Annotated in this window: 15 protein-coding genes; 7 read left to right on the forward strand and 8 right to left on the reverse strand. The window is 58.8% G+C overall.

From position 1 onward, the window contains the following. The first annotated feature begins 10 nt into the window (after positions 1-10). From VB780_RS23355 to VB780_RS23365, 3 genes are all read left to right on the forward strand, one after another. Complete coding sequence (locus tag VB780_RS23355) at positions 11-1,102, forward strand: succinylglutamate desuccinylase/aspartoacylase family protein (protein ID WP_323353588.1); 1,092 nt, start codon at positions 11-13, stop codon at positions 1,100-1,102. 231 nt (positions 1,103-1,333) lie between these two features. Continuing rightward, entirely contained in the window at positions 1,334-1,909 is a 576-nt protein-coding gene (locus VB780_RS23360; protein ID WP_323353589.1) for an HdeD family acid-resistance protein, read from the forward strand. 145 nt (positions 1,910-2,054) lie between these two features. Beyond that, the gene (locus VB780_RS23365; RefSeq protein ID WP_323353590.1) at positions 2,055-2,933 is read left to right on the forward strand and encodes a DUF1206 domain-containing protein; all 879 of its coding nucleotides are present in this window, start codon (positions 2,055-2,057) and stop codon (positions 2,931-2,933) included. Between the two features lie 14 nt (positions 2,934-2,947). On the opposite strand, the gene VB780_RS23370 is transcribed toward VB780_RS23365, so the two are convergent. The 3 genes from VB780_RS23370 to fraC are packed head-to-tail and all read right to left on the reverse strand — an operon-like array spanning position 2,948 to position 5,356. Continuing rightward, positions 2,948-3,727: an ABC transporter permease gene (locus VB780_RS23370; RefSeq protein ID WP_323353591.1), complete on the reverse strand. Its 780-nt coding sequence runs from the start codon at positions 3,725-3,727 to the stop codon at positions 2,948-2,950. 22 nt (positions 3,728-3,749) lie between these two features. Then, positions 3,750-4,772 (reverse strand): DUF5357 family protein, encoded by a 1,023-nt coding sequence (locus tag VB780_RS23375; RefSeq protein ID WP_323353592.1) that lies wholly within the window; start codon positions 4,770-4,772, stop codon positions 3,750-3,752. Then, positions 4,766-5,356 (reverse strand): filament integrity protein FraC, encoded by a 591-nt coding sequence (gene fraC, locus VB780_RS23380; RefSeq protein WP_323353593.1) that lies wholly within the window; start codon positions 5,354-5,356, stop codon positions 4,766-4,768. The genes VB780_RS23375 and fraC overlap by 7 nt, the downstream gene beginning before the upstream one ends. Positions 5,357-5,513: 157 nt before the next feature. On the opposite strand from fraC, the gene VB780_RS23385 reads away from it, so the two are divergent. Beyond that, positions 5,514-6,644 (forward strand): cob(I)yrinic acid a,c-diamide adenosyltransferase, encoded by a 1,131-nt coding sequence (locus VB780_RS23385; RefSeq protein WP_323353594.1) that lies wholly within the window; start codon positions 5,514-5,516, stop codon positions 6,642-6,644. A gap of 313 nt (positions 6,645-6,957) precedes the next feature. Here the strand turns inward: VB780_RS23385 and VB780_RS23390 are convergent, their stop codons facing one another. Next, the gene (locus VB780_RS23390) at positions 6,958-7,671 is read right to left on the reverse strand and encodes a PRC-barrel domain-containing protein (RefSeq protein ID WP_323353595.1); all 714 of its coding nucleotides are present in this window, start codon (positions 7,669-7,671) and stop codon (positions 6,958-6,960) included. 122 nt (positions 7,672-7,793) lie between these two features. Between VB780_RS23390 and selD the strand changes: the two genes are divergently transcribed. After that, positions 7,794-10,094, forward strand: a complete 2,301-nt coding sequence (selD, locus tag VB780_RS23395; protein ID WP_323353596.1) for a selenide, water dikinase SelD — start codon at positions 7,794-7,796, stop codon at positions 10,092-10,094. Positions 10,095-10,098: 4 nt separating this feature from the next. Here the strand turns inward: selD and VB780_RS23400 are convergent, their stop codons facing one another. From VB780_RS23400 to VB780_RS23415, 4 genes are all read right to left on the reverse strand, one after another. Then, positions 10,099-12,228, reverse strand: a complete 2,130-nt coding sequence (locus VB780_RS23400) for an EAL domain-containing protein (RefSeq protein WP_323353597.1) — start codon at positions 12,226-12,228, stop codon at positions 10,099-10,101. 19 nt (positions 12,229-12,247) lie between these two features. After that, positions 12,248-14,563, reverse strand: coding sequence for a PAS domain S-box protein (locus tag VB780_RS23405; RefSeq protein WP_323353598.1), 2,316 nt, complete (start codon positions 14,561-14,563; stop codon positions 12,248-12,250). A gap of 398 nt (positions 14,564-14,961) precedes the next feature. Then, positions 14,962-15,360 (reverse strand): gamma-glutamylcyclotransferase, encoded by a 399-nt coding sequence (locus VB780_RS23410; RefSeq protein ID WP_323353599.1) that lies wholly within the window; start codon positions 15,358-15,360, stop codon positions 14,962-14,964. Positions 15,361-15,468: 108 nt separating this feature from the next. Beyond that, positions 15,469-16,071, reverse strand: a complete 603-nt coding sequence (locus VB780_RS23415) for a hypothetical protein (RefSeq protein ID WP_323353600.1) — start codon at positions 16,069-16,071, stop codon at positions 15,469-15,471. Positions 16,072-16,409: 338 nt separating this feature from the next. Between VB780_RS23415 and bchD the strand changes: the two genes are divergently transcribed. Together bchD and VB780_RS23425 are read left to right on the forward strand one after the other, a co-directional pair. Continuing rightward, a complete protein-coding gene (gene bchD, locus VB780_RS23420; protein ID WP_416349258.1) occupies positions 16,410-18,455 on the forward strand; it encodes a magnesium chelatase ATPase subunit D in 2,046 nt (681 codons plus the stop codon). Between the two features lie 130 nt (positions 18,456-18,585). Next, positions 18,586-20,490, forward strand: a complete 1,905-nt coding sequence (locus tag VB780_RS23425; RefSeq protein WP_323353602.1) for an adenylate/guanylate cyclase domain-containing protein — start codon at positions 18,586-18,588, stop codon at positions 20,488-20,490. Positions 20,491-20,494: the final 4 nt, after the last annotated feature.

Below are 20,494 nucleotides of genomic sequence, written 5' to 3' on the forward strand. Positions count from 1 at the left end.
GCAACTAACCATGACCACCCTGATCAACCCCGCCTTCGTTCCCACCCCAGTCAAAACGATCTACACAGGCGATGTTGTTCAGGGGGTACCGGTGATCAGTCACCTGGGGGTGGCCGATCTGCCGGCGGGCCAGACCCATCGTTTTTTCTTTCAGGGAGTGCAGATGGGCACGGGGCAGCCCTGGTATGTGCCGGTGCTGGTGGCCAGGGGCCTAGGCAGCTCCCCCGGGAAACCGGGCTCTGGCCCCTGCGTTGCCCTGGTGGCAGGCATCCACGGCGATGAGGTTAGCGGCATCGACGCGGTGCAGCGTGTGATGGCCCAGCTCGACCCGGCGGCGATGACCGGCACGGTGGTGGCGGTGCTGGGCGTATCGCGCCCGGCCCTTGAATATACGCGATCCCTGTGGCCCAGCGCCCAGCAGGGGGGCGTGGGCATCGACATGAACCGGGTTTGGCCCGGCGATGAAACCGCCGACAATGCTGCCGCCCGCCACGCTGGGCTGCTGTGGCATCGGCTGTTTGTGCCCAATGTAGAGGCGGTGCTCGACTACCACACGATTACTACGGGCAGCGCTTTTACCCTGTTTCTGTTTGCCGACCTGCGCCAGCCAGCGGTGCGGCAGATGGCGGAACTGTTTCCGGTCGAGCAGATTAAAGATGATCCCGGTCTGGGCGGCACCCTAGAGACGGCCTTGGTGGAAGCGGGCATTCCGGCACTGACTATTGAAATTGGCGAGGGCCGTCGCTTTGAACCCGAAAAAATTGCCCTGGCGGTGGAGGGCAGTCTCAACGTGCTTAAGCACTTCGGCATGGTAGATGGCCCCCTGGGGCGCACCGCCGCCGATGTGGGCACGGTGTTTGGCGACACCCTAGAGACTATTCGAGCGACGGTGGGCGGGTTTTTAGAATTGCTGGTGGGGCTGCGCGATCGCGTCATCCCCGGTCAGCCCGTAGCGCTTCAGCGCAATGCCTTTGGCGATGTGGTGGCCGAGTACCGGGCCAGTGTGACGGGCGAAGTCGCTGTGGTGGCCCGTGACGCCCTCTGCGAACCCGGCGCGCGGGTGGTGCAGATTCTCTACAGCCGGGGCCACGGGGCAGATTAGGAACCTGATTGACATCTATACCCAGTCCAGACCGAGTCCAGATCGGGATCTGTAATTTTTCCACAGGCAGAACTCCACTTCTGGCCTGGGATGAGGTTTATTACTCCGGTCAAGATGGTTTACATCTATTAATTTCGCCGCCTTTCTTCACCGCATACAATTTCTACAGTCGTTTCAGTTTACGTCTGTCAATTTGGCCGTCCCTTAATAACAAAATTGCAGGAAACGATCATGACCACTGATTTTCTCTCTAGTGACGAGATCAAAAAGTCAACTAGCTGGGTAATTTTTCTTAGCGTTGCGCTGATTGTACTGGGCATTTTGGCGATCATTTCGCCGATGGTAGCTTCGGCCTTTTTTACCGCCATGATGGGGTGGATTGCCCTAATTAGCGGTATTTTGATGGTCATTCAATCCTTCCGATCGCATCCGGTCAGGGGCTTTTGGCTTAACCTGATTGTGGGTCTTCTCTACGCCATCTCTGGCCTTTATATTCTGTTGAATCTGGGTGCCGCCCTGCTCGCCCTCACCCTGGCTTTCGGTATTTTGTTTATTGTTGAAGGCATCTACACCATCATTATGGGGATTACCCAAAAGGTGGGCCGCAGCATGTCGTGGCTGGTGGTGCTCAACGGTGTTGTTACCCTCATTCTCGGCATTATGGTGATCAATCGCTGGCCCGTCAGCGCCCTCTGGCTGATTGGGCTATACGTGGGCATTAGCCTTTTGCTGACTGGCATTAGCCTGCTAGCTGCGGCGCTAGCTGCTCGCAAAGCTGTGGGCGATACTCCTTCGGTAGATGTTTAAGGGCTGGTTTTGCTGTCTAATTGAGGTCTTCCACAACTCGCAATTCAAGATTCGGGTCAGTCTGTCGAGACCCTGCTGCTGCCCCTGCGATCGCCCCAGTTCGTACAATGCCATTTTCGTCGTTGGATAGAACCTGCCCACCGCCATGCGCCTACCCAAACGCCTAATTCGTCATCTCTTGCCGCAGGTGATGGGTGCAGCGCAGCGGCTGGCCTACGGCTTGGTCAAGGTTCCCCAGGTGCAGCAGTTTATCCGCGTCGGCCACGGAGCTAAGGGCACGCTCTACGGTTTAATCGGACTGTTTGCCATCCATGACCTGCGTTACAGCCAGCAGGTTACTGGCAGTGAGGGGGTTTTGCTCACCCTAGGCCGCCAATACCTGGGTAGCCTGATTCTGGGGCTGCTAGCCTTAGGGCTGCTGGGGTATGTGCTGTGGCGCTTTATTCAGGCGTTCTTCGACCCAGGCCACTCAGAAGATCTCGATATTCGTCAGGTGATTCAGCGGTGTGCCTATGGGATTAGCGGCCTGGCCTACCTGGGGATTGCCCGCACCGCTGGCAATTTGGCCCTGGGCCTGGCCATTGATTTAGATGACACCGTCGAAGATTTGGCGGAGGTTTTGTTTGAGCGTGCCATTGGCCCCTGGCTGCTGCTGGGGGTAGGATGCTGCACCGTGGGGGTGGGCCTGACTTACCTCTACGGGGCGTTTACCGGCAGCTACATCAGCAAGTTTCACGCCGAGCTCGATAGTTTGGTGAAGCGGTGGGTGATCTGGATTGGCAAACTTGGCATTACGGCTCGGGGAATCAGCTTTATCTTAGTGGGTAGCTATTTAATTAAGGCCGCTTACTTCTTAGATTTCGATTCTGCTGGAGGTCTTAGCTATGTGTTTGATCAGCTAGACGATGACTATTGGGGAAAAATTTGGCTGGGGGCGATCGCCTTTGGGTTTATTGCCTACGCGGTCTATATGATAATTGCCGCCTTTTACCGCAAATTTCCGACCCTTCCCCGCCAGCCCTAACGCTGCTTTGGGGCTTAAAACTGGCGGCGTGAGAAGATCAGGCTGGCGATCGCCAGCAGCAGCGCTGTGTACAGCAGCCCATAGAGGGCGTGGCCCCAAAGCTCTGGTGCGGTGGGCAGCAACTCGAAGCCGTAGGCCGCCCCATTGCGCAGGTTGAGGCGTTCTAGATCGGGCAGTATCAGGTAGAGAACGTTGGTGAGGCGCTGCACCGCCGGGGTTTCGCTGAGGTTGCCAAAGGCCACCAGGTCTTGGCTGAGGTGGCCCATCAGGTACACCGCAAAGGTGAGCAGCGTGGCCAGCAGCGAGCTGGTAAACACCCCAAACACCATGGCCACGGCCACCAGCAGCGCCGCCTCCAGGGTCATAAACAGCAGCGCCAGCGCAATGCTGCCCAGGGAAAAGGGCACGCCGCTGACCCCCAGTACCACGATAAAAATGGCTCCCAGGGCGGCAATCAGCACCGCCAGCACCGCCGTCAGGCCCAGGTGCTTGCCGACGATGAACTCGGCCCGGCTGACGGGCTTGGCGATCAGCACCAGCACCGTGCGCTTCTCGATTTCTTTGTTGATCAGGCCGGTGCCCACAAACACCGCCACAATTACGCTCAGCAGGTGAATGCTCGCTAGACCCAGATCCATCAAAATCTTGTTTTCGGCTCCGGCGGAGATGTCGGGCAGCAGCACCCGCGCGATCACCAGCAGCAGGGCGAACAGGGCCACCAGGTAGAGAATGCGATCGCGAATTACCTCCAAAAACACCGTGCGGGCAATCACCCCCACCCGAGATAACACCACTGGTTTAACCACTCCCATCTCCCTAGCCCTGCTGTTGTGTGTCCCTAGGATGCCCAGCCTGGCGCGGCGTTTGCAGCTCGCAGGTGAGGCTAGACCACTGGGTGGTGGTGTAGCCGGGCGCGGCAGTTTCGGCGTCTACCAGGCCGCCCCGGTTGACCGGCATCAGCAGGCAGGTTTTTTCTAGGTAGTAGCCGCTGGGGTTGGCCGCTGGCCCCGACCAAATCGCCCACAGATTGAGGGTGTAGCCGTCGCCGTTTGACATAGGCTGAAAATCGAGCTGCCACAGCGAATCTTCTAGGTCAGCGTCGCGACCCATCTGCGACTGCACCCGCCGCTGCATAGCCTGGCGCTGGCCTTCGAGGTTGAGCAGCCACCGCTCTACCGAGGGCCAGGGCTTGTTGTCGATCTGCTCCCGCAGCATTTCTTCGGCGATGGTAAGGTGGGTGACCCCGGCGGGCAGCGCTACCCCCTGCCCCGGAAAGCGGTAGACAAAGGCGCTGTGGTCAACGCTGTCGGCCACCAGGCTGGGGTACTCGCGCACCCAGGTTTGAATGCGAAAGTAAAACTGAAACCAGCTGCTAAACAACAGGCTGAGGCAAAACAGCAGCGCCAGCTGCTGACGCACGATGGGTGACGGCTTTTTTAGGGCAAAATCCCAGCTCACCAGACTGGGCACCGCAATTACCGCAAAGGACACCAGGGGCCAGGACACCAGGGCTGGCTGGAGCCACCGCCCGCCCCACGACCCAAACAAAAAGATACACAGAATCGCCCCCGATACCCAGGGGGCAACGGGAATGCCAAACAGCCTGACTTTGTTGGTTTCTAAAGCCCAGCCCACCCCCAGGGCCAGGCAGATCCAGCTGATGGTGGCCAGCAGCCCAATGGTGAAGGCCGTGGTTTCCAGCAGGCGGGCCAGCAGCGACATCAGCCACGAAAACAGGCTCATGTAGATGACGGTCTGCCAGGAAAAGTAGCGCGGCGGCAGCACCGCCTGCCACAGTTCAATCAGGGTTTGCCGCAAAAAACCGAAAAACCCTACCATCCCAGCACCCCGCTCTGGTTGATTAGCAATAGCAGCACCAAGATGGCGCTAAAGCTGGCGGCATTGGCCTGGAGCATCGCTAGGGCGCGGGGCGAGTGGCCCTGCCGCCCTTCCAGCTGAGCCTGCCGGGCCCGCTCGTAGCGCTGGCGGCGATCGCCTTCAATGGCCTCGGGGGTGGTTTCTACGGGCTTTTGACCCAGCAGTTGTAGCAGCCAGAGCAGTCCCTGGAGCTTGATCCAGTAGGTGATAAAGAAGGCGGCGATCGCCACCACCACCACCACTACCGGCAGCGCGTCGTACCAGGTGTTGGTATAAAACCGATTGAACAGCACATAGCTAATAATCTGGCTGCGCAGGGACAGGGGCAGCACCGCCTCAATGGCCAAAAACGCGACCCAGCCCAAACTGGTGGCCAGCAGGTTGAGGGTGGCGGCATACTGCATACTGGGGCGGTAGCCTAGCTGTAGCTGCTGGCGCAGCACCATGGCTTCTAGCACAATGGCCACCATCAGCAGCATGCTCTGTACCGCGATCGCCCGCAGCGGCAAAATGCCAAGTTCTGATAGCAAATCGTTGATGGGCATGGGGCGCGGTGGATGGGTCGCAAATCTCGACCCCTGGTGGGAGTTTCCCGGTGCACTCTCAAGGGTATAACCTCGGCCCGGCTTTCGCTAAGATTTTAGATCGGGCCGCTCAAGAATCCACACATCCGCACACCTACCTACGCAATCCGCAACACCCATGGTTAGAACCGGCATCGGCATTCGCACCGCCCAGCAGGGCAACGAGCGGATCACAGGGCAAATTCACGTCTATGACGGCGAGGGCAAGGGTAAGTCTCAGGTGGCGCTGGGGGTGGTGCTGCGCTCCATTGGCCTGGGCATTCAGAATTTTTTGGAGAGCCGGGTGCTGCTGCTGCGGTTTCTCAAGGGGCCGGGCCGCACCTACGACGAAGATGCCGCCATTGAGGCGCTCCAGCGGGGTTTTCCCCACCTGATTGACCAGGTGCGCACCGGGCGGGCCGAGTTTTTTGGCCCTGAGGAAATCACTAAATTTGACAAGCAGGAGGCCCAGCGGGGCTGGGATGTGGCCAAGGGGGCGATCGCCTCGGGCCTCTACTCGGTCGTGGTGCTCGACGAAATCAACCCGGTGCTCGACCTGGGCCTGCTCAACGTGGATGAGGTGGCCAAAACCCTGCGTAACAAACCCGACCACCTGGAGATCATTGCCACCGGGCGCGGGGCCCCCCAGCCCCTGCTCGATGTCGCCAACCTGCACTCTGAGATGAAACCCCAGCCCAAACCCGAGGGCATTGAGGGCATCGAGGGCATTGAGATCTACACCGGCTCGGGCAAGGGCAAATCGACCAGCGCCCTGGGCAAGGCACTCCAGGCGATTGGGCGAGGCATTAGCCAAGATTTCTCCCACCGGGTGCTGATTATTCAGTGGCTCAAGGGGGGCAACGGCTATACGGAAGATGCGGCGATCGCGGCCCTGCGCAAAATCTACCCCAACCTGGTCGATCACCAGCGCTGCGGTCGGGACGCGATCGTCTGGCGGGGGCAGCAGCAGGAAATTGACTACGTGGAGGCAGAACGGGGATGGGAGATTGCTCGCACGGCGATCGCCTCGGGCCTCTATAAAACCATTATCCTCGACGAACTCAACCCCACCGTCGATCTAGAGCTACTGCCCGAGGAACCGATTCTTCAGGCGCTGCTGCGCAAACCTCGCGGTACTGAAGTGATTATCACCGGGCGCTGCAAAAATCGCCCCGCCTATTTTGAATTGGCCAGCACCCACTCTGAGGTGTTCAACCACAAGCACTACGCCGAAAAAGGCATTGATCTAAAGCGCGGCGTCGACTTTTAAAGCTGAACTAATTTCGCTAACTCTCCCACAAGAACAAGCGCAGAGATTCACAAATTCAAGCAAAAAACCCTGGCCGAAGTGGTGATTTCGGTCAGGGCTTTATTGGCGGGTTATTGGTTGTTGAATTGGACAACGCAACTGTATAATCCAATCCAGCATGCACTTTGAGGAGTTGCTGGGACTTTCCCAATCTACAGAATCTTGCTTCGATTTGGCGAGGCGCGATCGCAGTTCTACAATCCAAGCAAAAAGCGTGATTGTCAGCACTATCCCAAAGTTCTTGCCCCAGGATACTTGGCCAACTTTATTTCACTCAATTGCGTTTGCGGTGCGCGGCTAAGCGCTCCTCGTAGGAACGCAGTAAACCGTGGTTATCTTCATCACTCAGGCCGTAGAAGCCAGTTTGCTGATCGTAGACATTAGCGTTGTGCGGTTCGTCGCCAGGGTGAACCGTCGCCGGGGTTCCCACCGTTTGACGCGCTGGGGCGGCGATCGGCCCCATGCGTCGCAGATCTCCGGCTACGGCATCATCGCCGGCGTCCGTTGTGCTAGCCATATTGCCCAGAGGCGGCATCTGCCGCAAATCGCCCGCCCGGGAGTAGTTTTGTGCCTCAGAAGGAATGTAGTTGTGGCCTAAAAACTGACGACTAGAACGCCCCTGAGCAATGGGTTGATAGACCCCCCTGACGCGCTCTTCGTAGTGCTCATCCACCACCATATCGTCATGGTATTCGGGCAGATGTTCGACCTGGGTTTTGGTTAAGCCATCGACATAGACGCAGGTGTTATCGTAGCTAAATTGGGCTAGACCAATGGGTAATAGCACATTTTTCCCAAAGATCCACGGGCCAGTGTCAATTACTAAGTAGCGAAAATGACCGGAATCATCTACCAACAAATCTTTGGCCGACCCCACTTTATCTTCGCCCTGGGCATAAACAGAATAGGAGGTTATTTTATCCATCTGCCCGTCAGCTAAAGTCCCACGGTAGTTAGGATAGTAATCTTTGAGTCGATGCAAAGGCATAGTGAAGCCTCCTTTGGTTTGTCCTACCTTAAAAACTACCGAAAATGTAAGGCTTCTCCATCGCTCAACAGATAGACGGGCCTAGCTCCAAGAGGCATACATTGAGAGAATTGATATAGGCCATGATGCAGACTGAACCAACAATTTCAACGGATGTGGTGCTGGTGGGGGGTGGCCACACCCACGCTCTGGTGCTGCGGCGATGGGGTATGGCTCCCATGCCTGGAGTGCGGCTGACGCTGCTGACCGACCTGGTCGATACGCCCTACTCGGGCATGCTGCCCAGCTATGTGGCCGGGCGCTATAGCTTTGACGAGGCCCACATCGACCTGCGACCGCTGACCCGCTTTGCCCAGTGCCGCCTAGTCGTCGATCGCGCCACAGGGCTCGACTTGACCCAGCAGCGAGTGCTGTGTGCCAACCATCCGCCCCTGGCCTACGATGTGCTATCGATCGATACGGGCAGCACCCCGGCGACGCTGTCGGTGCCGGGGGCGGCAGAGTATGCGATCGCCGCCAAACCCGTGCCCGCTCTGCTGCGCCAGTGGCAGCACTTGATTGACAGTGTGGCGGTGAATCCCCAAAAACTGCTCACTTTGGCAGTGGTAGGGGGTGGCGTAGGCGGCGTGGAGCTGGCTATCGGTATCCAAGAACGGCTGGTGGGGCTACTAGAGGATCTGGGTCAGTCGGTGAATAACCTGACGCTGCACCTGTTTCACCGGGGCAAGGAACTGGCCCCCGAGCGCAATCGGTGGACGCGTCGTCGGCTGGAGCGAGTGCTGCGCGATCGCGGCATTCACCTCCACCTCAACGAAGAGGTTAAGGAAATTTGCCTGGATGAAGCCAGCGGTCAGCGCGTGGTGAGGGGATCGTCAGGGCTGGCAGTGGAGTGCGATCGCGTCTTCTGGGTCACCAGCGCCAGCGCCCCCGATTGGCTGCAAGACTCTGGTCTATCCCTCACTGACAGAGGCTTTATTCAGGTGGGCGATACCCTGCAAACCATCTCTCACCCCAATGTGTTTGCTGCCGGGGATGTGGCCACCATGGTGCACCATCCTCGCCCCAAGGCCGGGGTGTTTGCTGTGCGCCAGGGGCCACCCCTGACCGACAACCTGCGCCGCTTTGTGCAGGGCGAACCGCTCAAACCCTTTCGCCCCCAGCGCCAGTTTCTCAGCCTGATCGAAACGGGGCATGGAGGGGCGATCGCCGACCGAGGCCCGATTTCCATCGAGTCGCCCTTAGCCCACCGATGGAAAGACCACATCGATCGCAAATTCATGGCCCGCTTCCGCGATCTCCCCGTGGGTCAGATGTCCCGCCCCACACCCCCACCCCCAATCTTCGAGAAGGGCAAAGCCCTACACCCTCCCTCACCCCCCCAACCCCAGTGCGCCGGCTGCGGCTCCAAAGTGGGCAGCACCGCCCTGACCGCAGCCCTCCGCCGGGTGCGCCAAGACTTTCCTGAAGTGGCTAGCGATGCTGTCTTGATTGGCCTAGATGCCCCTGATGATGCTGCCGTAGTCACCGTGCCGCCTGGCCAAGTGATGGTGCAGACCGTGGACTACTTCACCGCCCTGGTCGATGATCCGTTTATCTTTGCCCAGATCTGCCTCAAGCACTGCCTGGGGGATCTCTACGCCATGGGTGCGACTCCCCACACGGTGCTGGCCCTAGTGCAGGTGCCCTACGCCACCCCCGCCAAGCAGGCCGAAATGCTCTACCAAATCTTGGCAGGCACCTACAAAGGACTGCTGACCGCCAATACTCCGCTGGTGGGCGGCCACACTACGGTTGGCCCCCAGTTAGCCCTCGGCTTCGCCTGCAACGGCATCGCCAGCCCCAACGCCCTGTTGCACAAAGGGGGAATGCAGCCCGGCGATGGGCTGATTCTCACTCAGCCGTTGGGAACCGGGACGTTGTTCGCCGCCGATATGCAGGGCAAGGCCAAGGGGAGGTGGATTGAAGGGGCGATCGCCCACATGCTCACCCCCAACCAAGCCGCCGCTGAGATCTTCCGCGCCCACGGGGCCACCGCCTGCACCGACGTCACCGGCTTTGGCCTGGCCGGGCACCTGTTCGAAATGGTGCGGGCCTCTCAGGTCACGGCGACCCTAGACCTCGACGCGCTCCCCGTTCTCGCTGGTGCCACAGATACCCTGGCCGCAGGCCTGCTCAGCACCCTCCATCCCCAGAATCTTCAGGTCGCTGAATTCATAGATCCTGCTACGACGAGCCATCCCCTCTATCCGCTGCTGTTTGACCCCCAAACCGCTGGCGGGCTGTTGGCCGCTGTGCCTGCCCTCGCTGTCCAAGATTGCCTAAATGTTCTCCACAGCCGAGGTTATAGCGCTGCCGTTCAGGTCGGCAAGGTGGGGGCTGGCACCGATGCTGGGTGGCTGCTGAAACTCAACCGGGAGGGATGACTGGCTACATCCGCAGACTTTGGGTAATCGTGGCCCCATCGGTAGCCTTGGCAAACAGGTAGCCCTGGCCGTACTCACAGCCCAAATCTTGCAAAATATCTCGCTGCTGGGGGGTTTCGATGCCCTCGGCGGTCACCGCCATGCCCAGGGTGTGGCAGAGACCTACTATGGCCCGCACAATGGCAAGCTTTTCAGCATCGGTGCCGATGTCTTGGATAAAGGAGCGATCGATTTTGACAATATCAATGGGGAACTGATGCAGATAGCTAAACGATGAATAGCCGGTGCCAAAATCATCCAGGCAAATTTGCACGTTGAGCTGCTTGAGCTGCTTGAGCATGGCAGCGGCTTCTTTGGCATTTTTAATAAATACGCTCTCGGTAATTTCTAGCTTCAAATGGTGACCGCTGAGGCCGGTGTCTTGCAGAATGCTGGCGAAGGTCTCTACGAGATTCTTTTGGGCAAAGTGGTTGCTCGATAGGTTGACATTGATTGATAGGGTTGGGGCTGGCTCGGTGCTGTTGGCTCGTCTGGCCAAGTGGCTATCGGCTAAGACCCAGGCGCCTGCTCCCAACTGCTGCCAGGCTTGTAGCTGTTGGCAGGCTTCCCTAATTACCCACTGATCAAGGGTGGTGATGAGGCCCATCTCTTCAGCCAGGGTAATGAACTCGTCTGGATAGATCAACGGCTCGTCAGGCTTTTGCCACCGCACCAGGGCTTCTAGGCTGGTGACCTCGTGGGTGGCCAAAGAAACGATGGGCTGGTAGTGCACCACGAGTTCATCATGGGCGATCGCATGGTGTAGGGCGTGCTCTCGCTCCATGAGTTTTCGGGCCTGGCTGTGCATCGCCAGATCGAACAGTTCGTAGTCGCCGCGCCCCCGGGCCTTGGCGCGATACATGGCAATATCGGCATCGCGCAGGAGATCGGTGGTCTGTTCGTAGGGAATCGAACTCAGCACAATACCAATGCTAGCGGTGATCAACAGATCGTGGTTGCCAATCATAAAAGAGGGAGCGAGATCCTCTAAAATGCGCTCGGCGGTGCGGCAGGCAACGGCTACGTCGGTAACGTCTTCTAGCAGCACCGCAAACTCGTCGCCGCCCAAGCGGGCTACGGTATCGATGTTGCGCAGGTGGGTCTGCAATCGAGGGGCAATCGCCACCAATAGCTGATCGCCAACTAGGTGGCCAAGGGTATCGTTGATGCTTTTGAAGCGATCGAGGTCGAGCAGCATAACGGCAAAGCCAAACTCCGGCGATCGCCGCGACCGATCGATCGCCTGCTGTAGGCGGTCTAAAAACAGGGCGCGATTGGGCAGCCCGGTGAGGGCATCGTGGAGGGCATTGTGCTCTAGCTGGGCCTCCATGTACCGCTGCTCGGTGCTGTCGCGCATCACCATCACCGCCCCCTCCAGGTGGCCCTGGTCGTTGTAGACAGGGGCCGCACTGTCTGCTACCGGAATTTCACGCCCCTGCCTAGACAGCAGCAGCGCGTTCTCTGGCAGGTACACGGTGTGGTTTTCGTGCAGCGACTTCAGCAGGGGACTGTCGATCAGGTTGCGCGTCACCTCGTCTAGAAAACGAAAGACCTCGGCGGGCGATCGCCCCACGGCGTCAGTTTGAGTCCAGCCCGTCAGCGCTTCGGCCACCGGATTCATAAATTTGATCAGGCCGCTGGTGTCGCTGGCGGCCACCCCTTCGCTAATGCTGTTTAAGACGGCTAGCAGCCACTGGCGGTGCTCTTTAATGGTCTTTTCAAGACTGTGTTTATAGAAGGCAATGTCGATATTGGCGCGCAGTTCCCTCGCTTCAAAGGGTTTGAGAATATAGCCAAAGGGGGCCGTGAAGCTGGCCCGCTTCAGGGTGTCTTCGTCGGCGTAGGCGGTTAAATAAATCACTGGAATGTCCAGGGCTTCAGTAATGGCGGCAGCAGCAGTAATGCCATCCATCGCTCCGCTGAGGTGGATATCCATTAACACCAGATCGGGACGTAGCTCTAGCGCTTTTTGAACGGCGGCCTCACCGGAGGTGATAATCTCGGGCACCTCATGACCCAAATCAATTAGCGTCGCCTGCAAGTCCATGGCGATCACAATTTCGTCTTCGACGACCAAAATGGTCTTCTTGTCCATGCTATTCCTAAAACCGTCTCTACGAGGGAAAGGTAATCTGAAAAGCAGTGCCAACGGGCTGGGGCAAAATCGTGACAGTTCCCTTTAGCTGCTTAGCCAAGTTTTGCACCAAACTCAGCCCCAGCGAAGACATGTGCCGCAGATCAAATTCGCCGGGTAGACCCAGGCCATTGTCTTGCACCCTAAGGGTAAGCTGCTGGTCAGCACCCAGGGATGAGGTGATGGCAATCTCACCAGACCTACCGTCAGCAAAGGCATATTTAAGGGAATTTGACATCAGCTCGGTGAGAATCAGGCCGCAGGGCAGGGCGGTTTCAATGTCTAAGCTGTAGGGCTCAATCTCTAGTCGCAGGGCGATGGGGTTACTGCCAGAGTGATAGGTCTCCAGCAGGCTGTAGGCCAAACTGTGAAGATAGTCAGCCAGATCGATGCGGGTTAAATCATCAGATTTGTAGAGCTTTTCATGCACCAGAGCCATGGCCCTCACCCGGCTTTGGCTATCTCTCAGCACCGACAGAGCCACTGGGTCAGACACCTTACGAGACTGCAAGTTGAGCAGACTGTAGACCACTTGCAGGTTGTTTTTGACCCGGTGATAGATCTCTTTGAGCAGCAGTTCTTTTTCTCGTAGAGACGCCTGGAGTTTTTCGTGGAATTCTTTGCGATCGCTGATATCTTGATGCACGGCCACTAGCACTGAGCCATACTCTGGGTGATCAAACACTGAGGTGGTTGCGCTACACCAAAACGGCGTGCCGTCTTTTTTAACGTTGTGCACTTCGTAGGTGGCCTCCAGGTTGTCTAGCACCGCCTGACGAATGGTTTGGTTGACCGTTTCGGCACTCACCGCCTCGGTGGCGTAGTTGACGATTGAAACATGCTTTTCGTCTAGCTCACCCACGCCATAGCCAAACATTTGCTCAAATTTGCGGTTGGCGTAGCAAATCAGGCCGTTGTCGGCCCTGACTACGCAAATCCCCTCGGCCATATTGCGGGTAATCACCGCCTGAAATTCTTGCATTTGCTCGGCTCGTTTGCGTTCGGCTTCGCCGCGTTTACGCTCGCTGATGTCAAGAATCACCCCCAGCATGCGAATGGGCTGTTGGTCTGCGTCATACAGGCCCCGGCCCCGACCCACCAGCCATCGCATGGTGCCGTCGGGGTAAAACACCCGGTACTCGGTTTCGTAATCGGTGTGCTGGTGCAGGGCATCCTGCAGCGCCTGCTCAACCCGGTCTAAATCGTCGGGGTGAATGGCCTGCCGCCAGCTTTGGTAGGGGTCGTCGGTGTGATCGGGGTCAAGCCCCAGCAGCTTAAAGTGGTTGTCGTTCCAGATCACGGTGTCCTGCTGCACATCCCAGTCCCAGGTGCCAATATGGGTAAATTCGAGGGTGAGCCGCAGCTGTTCTTCGCGGCGGGCCAGGGTCTCTTCGGCCTGCTTGCGCTCGGTAATATCTTCGAGAATGTAGGAAAAGCGGGGCGGGCCGCCAGAGCTACCCGCAACGGCGCACACGCTGCCAGCCAGCCAGCGCCCCTGCCCAGGGCCAGTGTCTTGGTAATATTCAAACCGCACCGGGGCCTGGGTGCAATCGGCCTCGCGGTAGGAGGTAATCCACCGCTCAAGGGTGGCCGGGAGTACCCCTAACTCACTGGCGAACTGATTTTCCATCGCCTGGGGAGTGGTGCCAAAAAACTCAGCGGTGGCCCAGTTGTCAGAAAGATGCAAAATATCGTTGTCATGCAGCTCTACGATGCCCATGGGCATGGCCGCGCTGTTAAAGAAGCTGCGCAGAATCGATTTTCGCTGGCGTAGGTCGGCGTTGATCTCAGAGAGTTCGGCGGTGCGCTCGGCCACCCGCTGTTCTAACTCGTCCTTGGCCTGGCGCAGGTCGTCTAGGGCCTGCTGACGCTCGGCCTCCATGCGTTTGCGATCGGTCACCTCTTCACACACGATGCTGATGCCGATCATGCGATCGCCATCCTTGAGTGGCCAAAAACTCTCGACCCAGGCGCGCTGTACGCCGGGCTGGGCTGGGGTTTCGCCGCTGATCTCCACATTCAGCAGCGGTTCGCTTGTCTCGAGAATGGGGCGCAGCATGGCCTCGGCCTGGTCGGCCAAATTGGGCAACAGATCCCGAACGGTACGGCCCAGATGCGCGTCGATTGGCAGCCCATTCATGTCTGCTAGTCGCTGGTTAACCCGCACAAAGCGCAGCTCGCGATCGAGCACTCCCAGGCCAATGGGGGCCGACTGGTAGATGGTTTCAATTTCGGCGAGCTGCTGCTGCACCTGCCGCTGTCGGGCAAAACTGACTGAACTCTCAGCCTGGGTCATGGGGTTCTCCCTGGCGATCGCCAACAATTCAATGGGTTAGAGGTTTGGCATAGCACCGACACAACGAGGCGATTGGTCTGAGCTATACCAAGTCCAGCTCGGGATCTGGATCTGGACTTGGTTTATTGTGCTGGATGACCCTGGCGACTGGGCTGTAACATCTGGCCAGACTTTACGTATAATTCCCGAGAAAACTTAAAACAACGTTTCCTTGGGGGCAAATTAACAATAGTCCACAGAGTTGTAGGCCAAGGTTTTGGGTAGATTTACACCTGCTGTTAGCGTCTAAACCTCAGCCAAGCAGCGGTTGAAACGAAACACCCAACTAGAGGCCGGTCTCTAGTTGGGCATTACAGCAGCGTTTTTTGCCAACAAAATTAAGTATTTGACTCAGCAATTTATACCGTCGCTGCCTTATAGGCCGCCCAACCGCCGTGGGCCGAGATATCGGGCCAGCCGTGCTCGTCGATCAGGGCTTTGGGGTAGAGAAAGGCGATCGCCCTGCCCCCATCCGCCAGCTTCACCTCGTGGGGATACATGTGCGGCGGCTCGTTGTCTTTTAGGTAGTCGTACTGCTCCGGTGTCATTGCGTACAGCTCACCGGGAATCGAAATGCCGTCCGTCTCAACTTCATAAATACCGGGGTGCCAGCCATCCTTAACGGCGTGCAGTCGATAGATGGGCGCCGTTGCCGCCGCTCCCATAAAGTCTGCATCCTGGAGATTTTGGTTGTCGGGCTGGCCGCGCAGGGCCGAACCACAGATAAAGACCGTAATGTTTTCGGTATTGTCAGTCATGGCGAGCGATCCAGTGCCGGAGATAGCGTGAAAAGGTTTCAAGTTATTACCTTAGGGGATCACGCCGCCACCGACACAGTTTTTTGTATACAGTCCATCATCTAGCGGCTAAACCAGTCGGCCATTGGGCTCAAGCAGCGCCAGCGTAAATGTGGATGGCTCAATCACCAGCAGGGTTTCATCGCCCCGACGGGCTAGTTTGGCGGCAATATCCAACACCTTCGCGGCATCGATGTCTTGCTTAAAAAAGCTGTAGTAGCGATCGTTATAGGTGAGCGCCATCAGTGGCTTAGTCACGTCGGGCACCTGTAGTCGGCAGGTCTGGTAGGTGGTTTCGTCGCTCACCATCAGGCAGGGTTGGGGGCCAAACACCGGGCGAATTGTGTAACCTGGCTTTTGGGCCGGGGGGGCATAGCTAGCTCCGGGTTCGTGGGCCCACACCGCATAGCCCCGCCGCGTTTGGGTCAGGGCTGCGGTATGGTCGCGCTTGCCCAGGCGGTTCACCACATCTAGCGCCTTGCGGGCTTCGGGCACGATCTTGAGAAAGCTGTAGAACTGGTTGTCGACGTAGATTGCCGGCAGCCGATGGTCGGCGTCGGGTACCCGAATGTGGCAGGGGGTGTACAGGTCGCGGTCGAACAGCAGCTTGCAGGCCATGCCTGGGGCAGACGCTAGGGAAACCAGAGAATCGAGGCGAGGGGAAACGCTCATAGGGCAGGGGAGATGGCAGTGGGTGGGGCCGTTACGGGGACTATCCCCGGTAACACAGTAGGTTTACCCAACAGCATGGGGGATGGTCAGTATTTTCCCAATGTTGAAATAACGGAGGTTTTGCTGGCTTAAATAAGCATTGGCCGGGGAAAATACGGAAACTTTTTGCGGTTTGCAACACAATGCAACACAGCGCGGGGGTTTAAGGGGAGGCGCGATCGCCCTCCCGCGCAGAATCCGCTGCTCAGGATAAGTCAGGCTGGGGTTAGGGTTTGGCAATTCCTGATATGGTGAAAGACTGAACCATTGCCCTCCCTGAGTACGTTGACCACGCCATGATGGCCACAGTAGATTCCCCAATTCCGGTTGTATTTCCCCTGGCGGCGGTCGTTGAGCAGGGGGCGATCAAAATGGCCCTGCTGCTGGCGGCGGTAGACCCCAACCTGGGCGGGGTGGTGATTGCCGGACGGCGCGGCACGGCAAAGTCGGTGATGGCGCGGGCGCTGCACCAGCTGTTGCCCCCCATTGAAGTGGTCGAGGGCTCCTGCTGCAACGCCGACCCCACCGCGCCCCAGCTGTGGGATGACCAAACCCGCGATCGCTTCGGCGACTCTATTAATGATTACCCCGATCTGCCCACCCGCGTGGTGCCCGCCCCCTTCGTGCAAATTCCCTTGGGGGTGACTGAAGACCGGCTGCTGGGCTCAGTGGATGTGGCTCGCTCCATTCAGGCGGGGGAAAGCGTGTTTCAACCGGGGCTGCTGGCCGCCTCTAACCGAGGCGTGCTTTATGTCGATGACATTAACTTGCTGGATGACCAGGTGGCCAACCTGCTGCTGGCCGCCCTCACCGCCCGCCGCAACCAGATCGAGCGCGAGGGCCTGAGCTTTCAGCATCCCTGCGAGCCTCTGCTGATCGCTACCTACAACCCAGAAGCGGGGCCGCTGCGCCAGCATTTGTTAGATCGGATTGCGATCGCCCTCTCGGCAGACAGCGCCCTGGCCCTGGAAGACCGAGTCGCCGCCGTCGAGCAATCCACCCAGTTTGCCAACGATCCCCAGGCGGTAATTGCCGCCTATGCCGACGAGATCGACGCCCTCAGAACCCAGATCATTCTCGCCCGCGAGTGGCTCAAGGATGTCACCACCAGCCGCGAGCAGATTCAGTACCTGGTGACCGAGGCCCTGCGGGGCGGCATTCAGGGCCACCGGGCTGAGCTGTTTGCGGTGCGGGTGGCCAAGGCCCACGCGGCGCTAGAGGGCCGCGCTGAAGTCAACGCCGACGACCTGCGGGTGGCGGTGGAGCTGGTGATTGTGCCCCGCTCCCTGCTTCCCCAAGACATGCCCGAAGAGCCGCCGCCACCACCGCCGCCACCGCCCTCCAACCAGGATCAAGACGAGCCTCAGGACAACACGGAAGATCAAGACAAGGACGATGAAAAGGAGGACGACACCCCCGACGACGATGACAGCCCCCCCAGCATTCCGGAGGAGTTTGTCTTCGACCCCGAGGGCGTGATTATCGATCCGTCGATGCTGCTGTTTGCCCAAACCATGGGCCGCCAGGGCAAGTCGGGCAATGCCAACCTGATTTTTTCCGAAGAGCGGGGCCGCTATATCAAGCCCTTTTTGCCCCAGGGGCCGGTGCGCCGCATTGCGGTCGATGCCACCCTGCGGGCCGCTGCCCCCTACCAAAAGGCCCGCCGCGATCGCGAGCCCGGTCGCCGAGTGATTGTGGAGCAGGGGGATATTCGCGCCAAGCGCCTGGCCCGCAAAGCCGGTTCGCTGATTATCTTTGTGGTCGATGCCTCGGGTTCTATGGCTCTCAACCGCATGCAGAGCGCCAAGGGGGCGGTGCTAGAGCTGCTCACCGAAGCCTACCAAAACCGCGACCAGGTGGCGCTGATTCCCTTTCGGGGGGAGCAGGCCGAGGTGCTGCTGCCCCCGACCCGCTCGATTGCCATGGCGCGGCGGCGGCTAGAGCGCATGCCCTGCGGCGGCGGTTCGCCCCTGGCCCACGGCCTCACCCAGGCGGTGCGGGTGGGCATTAACGCCCAGCAGTCGGGGGATGTGGGCAGCGTGGTAATTGTGGCGATTACCGACGGTCGCGGCAACGTGCCGCTGTCGCGCTCCCTGGGCGACATTCCCGAACCCGATGCCCCCAAGCCCGACATCAAGCAGGAGCTGCTGGAGATTGCCGGGCGGATTCGCGGGGTGGGCTATCAACTGCTGATTATTGACACCGAGCGCAAGTTTGTCTCAACGGGGTTTGGTAAAGAGTTGGCTAAGACCGCTGGCGGTCGCTACTACCAACTGCCCAAAGCCACCGATCAGGCCATCGCTTCTATGGCCCGAGGCGCGATCGCCGATATGAAGACTGGGTAAACCGTTCGATTTCCGGCCTCTATTTAGCGCATCCTGGGGTCTAGACGGGCAATATGTAAGGTATGAGTCTCTGGGGTTGGCCCCCGACCCAGAGTCAGCCTGTCCCTACTGAGCACCATCGCGAGTCGCCATGGAACGTCGAGTGTCATCGCTATCCCAGGGGCAACGCCTACTAGCCGCCATCATGATTACCGATGCGGTGGGCTTTAGCACCCGCATGTCAACCGACGAAGAATGCACCCTGCGACTGATCGACCGCGACCTAACGCTGATCGGCGATATCTGCCGAGAGTTTGGCGGCACCGTGCTCAAATCGACCGGTGACGGCCTACTGATTTACTTTCTCAGCGCTGTGGAGGCGGTCTCCTGCGGGCTAGAGATGCAGCGGCGGCTGGTTGATCTGGCTGAGGGATTAGAGCCCAATCAGTACCTCGACCACCGGATTGGCGTGCACCTGGGCGATATTTTGGTCAGCGAGCAGGATGTGATGGGCAATGGGGTGAATATCACCGCCCGGCTGCAAACCTATGCCAAACCTCGGGGGCTGTGCGTATCGCGCACCATCTACGATGTGGTCAAGGCCCGGCTCAACCTGCACGCCACCTTCTTAGGCCCTTTACACCTCAAAAATATTGAAGAGCCGGTGCCCGCCTACCAGCTGGCGCTCCATGCTGAAGATACTGAGCCTGGCCCCCAGGGGTCAGAAGACCACACCTGTACCTTACCGATGACGACGGAGGCGCTGCTGGCCAATGCCCTGCGCAATCTCAGTACCCATACCCACAGCCTGCGGATCAAAAAACTGGTGTTTGCCAGCTATCAGCAGGCATGGGAAAACGACCCAACGGTGCTAGAGCAGTTTGACCTGAGGTCGCTGCTGCTGTCGCTGCGCGATCGCTGCCCTACCCTGGCTGACTTCGAAGATCAGCTTCAGCGGGTGGTGGCCGGGCTCAATCGCCAAGACCTCTACCGAGAAGTCGCCGAAACCATTGTTAGGCAGCTCCAGCCCTGGTACGGGCGATCGCTGTTTCAGAACCCCGAGGCCACCCCCGAAGGTTTTACCCAGCTCACCGTGCGCTCTGTAGAAGAGCGCTGCCAGGCCATTGCCGACCAGTTTGATCAAAGCCCCGAGGCCCTGCGGCTGCGTAAGCTGCTGCACTGTCTCTGCCACGGCGGCTGGGAGAATGACCCCAACCGTCTCCTCAATGAAACCTACTTGCCGGGGCTAATTCAGCAGACCCTCACCATTGCACCCAAGCCGCAAGATCTGCGCTATCGGCTGAGCCGCATTGTCAAGCACCTCAACCGCCGCCAGCAGTACACCCGACTGGCAAACCAGATTATGGTGGGATTTCAGCCCCTCTACCAAAATCAGCCTGAGGCGCTAGCCGAGGCCACAGCCCTGGTCGAATCGACGGTTATGGCCGAGTCCACCGTGCTGGCTGAGCCCTCTGGCCCCTCTAGCCCCTCTAGCCCCAGTGCTGAGGTCTATACCACCCTCGCCAGCAGCGGTTATGACCAGCCAGCGGATCTGACGACGCTCCACGGCACTCTCTCTAACCCCCTAGTCGGGGGATCTGAGCTAGGTGGCCCCCGGCGCGATCGCTCGTCCCTATTTGACCTGAGGGGCGATATCATTCAGTACGCTAACCCGCTGCGGGCCAAAATTTTGCTGTACTCCTGTCTTTACGGCCCCTTTGGCTACACTACCCAAGACTGGTCTAGCCTCAGCCGTCGCACTCTCGATGACTTGCTGCAAGAAACCTTTGAATACTGCCCCACCTACTCCGATTTAGACAGTAAGCTATCCATTATCGCCCACTGCCTAGGTCAGGTCGGCGATGGGGGGCAGGTGGCGATGGCCATTGCCCAGGCGATGCGCGCCTACTATCCCCAAGACCCCAACAGTCTGCTAGAGCCGGCAGAGGCGGTTGCCCCAGGCCAGCCCACCCATCCTGAAGCTGTCTCTGAGTCGTCTAATCCTGGCGATCGCCCTGCTGTAGCGGTTCGTGTATCCGCCCGCTCTTCTGCCTAAGCCC

This window comes from Leptolyngbya sp. CCNP1308 (genome assembly GCF_034932455.1).
In the GTDB taxonomy this organism is placed as follows: domain Bacteria; phylum Cyanobacteriota; class Cyanobacteriia; order Phormidesmidales; family Phormidesmidaceae; genus Nodosilinea.

Excerpts from the sequence above, each read along its gene's own strand:
- VB780_RS23355 (WP_323353588.1), top strand. The coding sequence starts at position 11 with ATGACCACCCTGATCAACCCCGCCTTCGTTCCCACCCCAGTCAAAACG.
- VB780_RS23360 (WP_323353589.1), top strand. The coding sequence starts at position 1,334 with ATGACCACTGATTTTCTCTCTAGTGACGAGATCAAAAAGTCAACTAGC.
- VB780_RS23365 (WP_323353590.1), top strand. The coding sequence starts at position 2,055 with ATGCGCCTACCCAAACGCCTAATTCGTCATCTCTTGCCGCAGGTGATG.
- VB780_RS23375 (WP_323353592.1), bottom strand. The coding sequence starts at position 4,772 with ATGGTAGGGTTTTTCGGTTTTTTGCGGCAAACCCTGATTGAACTGTGG.
- fraC (WP_323353593.1), bottom strand. The coding sequence starts at position 5,356 with ATGCCCATCAACGATTTGCTATCAGAACTTGGCATTTTGCCGCTGCGG.
- VB780_RS23385 (WP_323353594.1), top strand. The coding sequence starts at position 5,514 with ATGGTTAGAACCGGCATCGGCATTCGCACCGCCCAGCAGGGCAACGAG.
- VB780_RS23390 (WP_323353595.1), bottom strand. The coding sequence starts at position 7,671 with ATGCCTTTGCATCGACTCAAAGATTACTATCCTAACTACCGTGGGACT.
- selD (WP_323353596.1), top strand. The coding sequence starts at position 7,794 with ATGATGCAGACTGAACCAACAATTTCAACGGATGTGGTGCTGGTGGGG.
- VB780_RS23400 (WP_323353597.1), bottom strand. The coding sequence starts at position 12,228 with ATGGACAAGAAGACCATTTTGGTCGTCGAAGACGAAATTGTGATCGCC.
- VB780_RS23405 (WP_323353598.1), bottom strand. The coding sequence starts at position 14,563 with ATGACCCAGGCTGAGAGTTCAGTCAGTTTTGCCCGACAGCGGCAGGTG.
- VB780_RS23410 (WP_323353599.1), bottom strand. The coding sequence starts at position 15,360 with ATGACTGACAATACCGAAAACATTACGGTCTTTATCTGTGGTTCGGCC.
- VB780_RS23415 (WP_323353600.1), bottom strand. The coding sequence starts at position 16,071 with ATGAGCGTTTCCCCTCGCCTCGATTCTCTGGTTTCCCTAGCGTCTGCC.
- bchD (WP_416349258.1), top strand. The coding sequence starts at position 16,410 with ATGGCCACAGTAGATTCCCCAATTCCGGTTGTATTTCCCCTGGCGGCG.
- VB780_RS23425 (WP_323353602.1), top strand. The coding sequence starts at position 18,586 with ATGGAACGTCGAGTGTCATCGCTATCCCAGGGGCAACGCCTACTAGCC.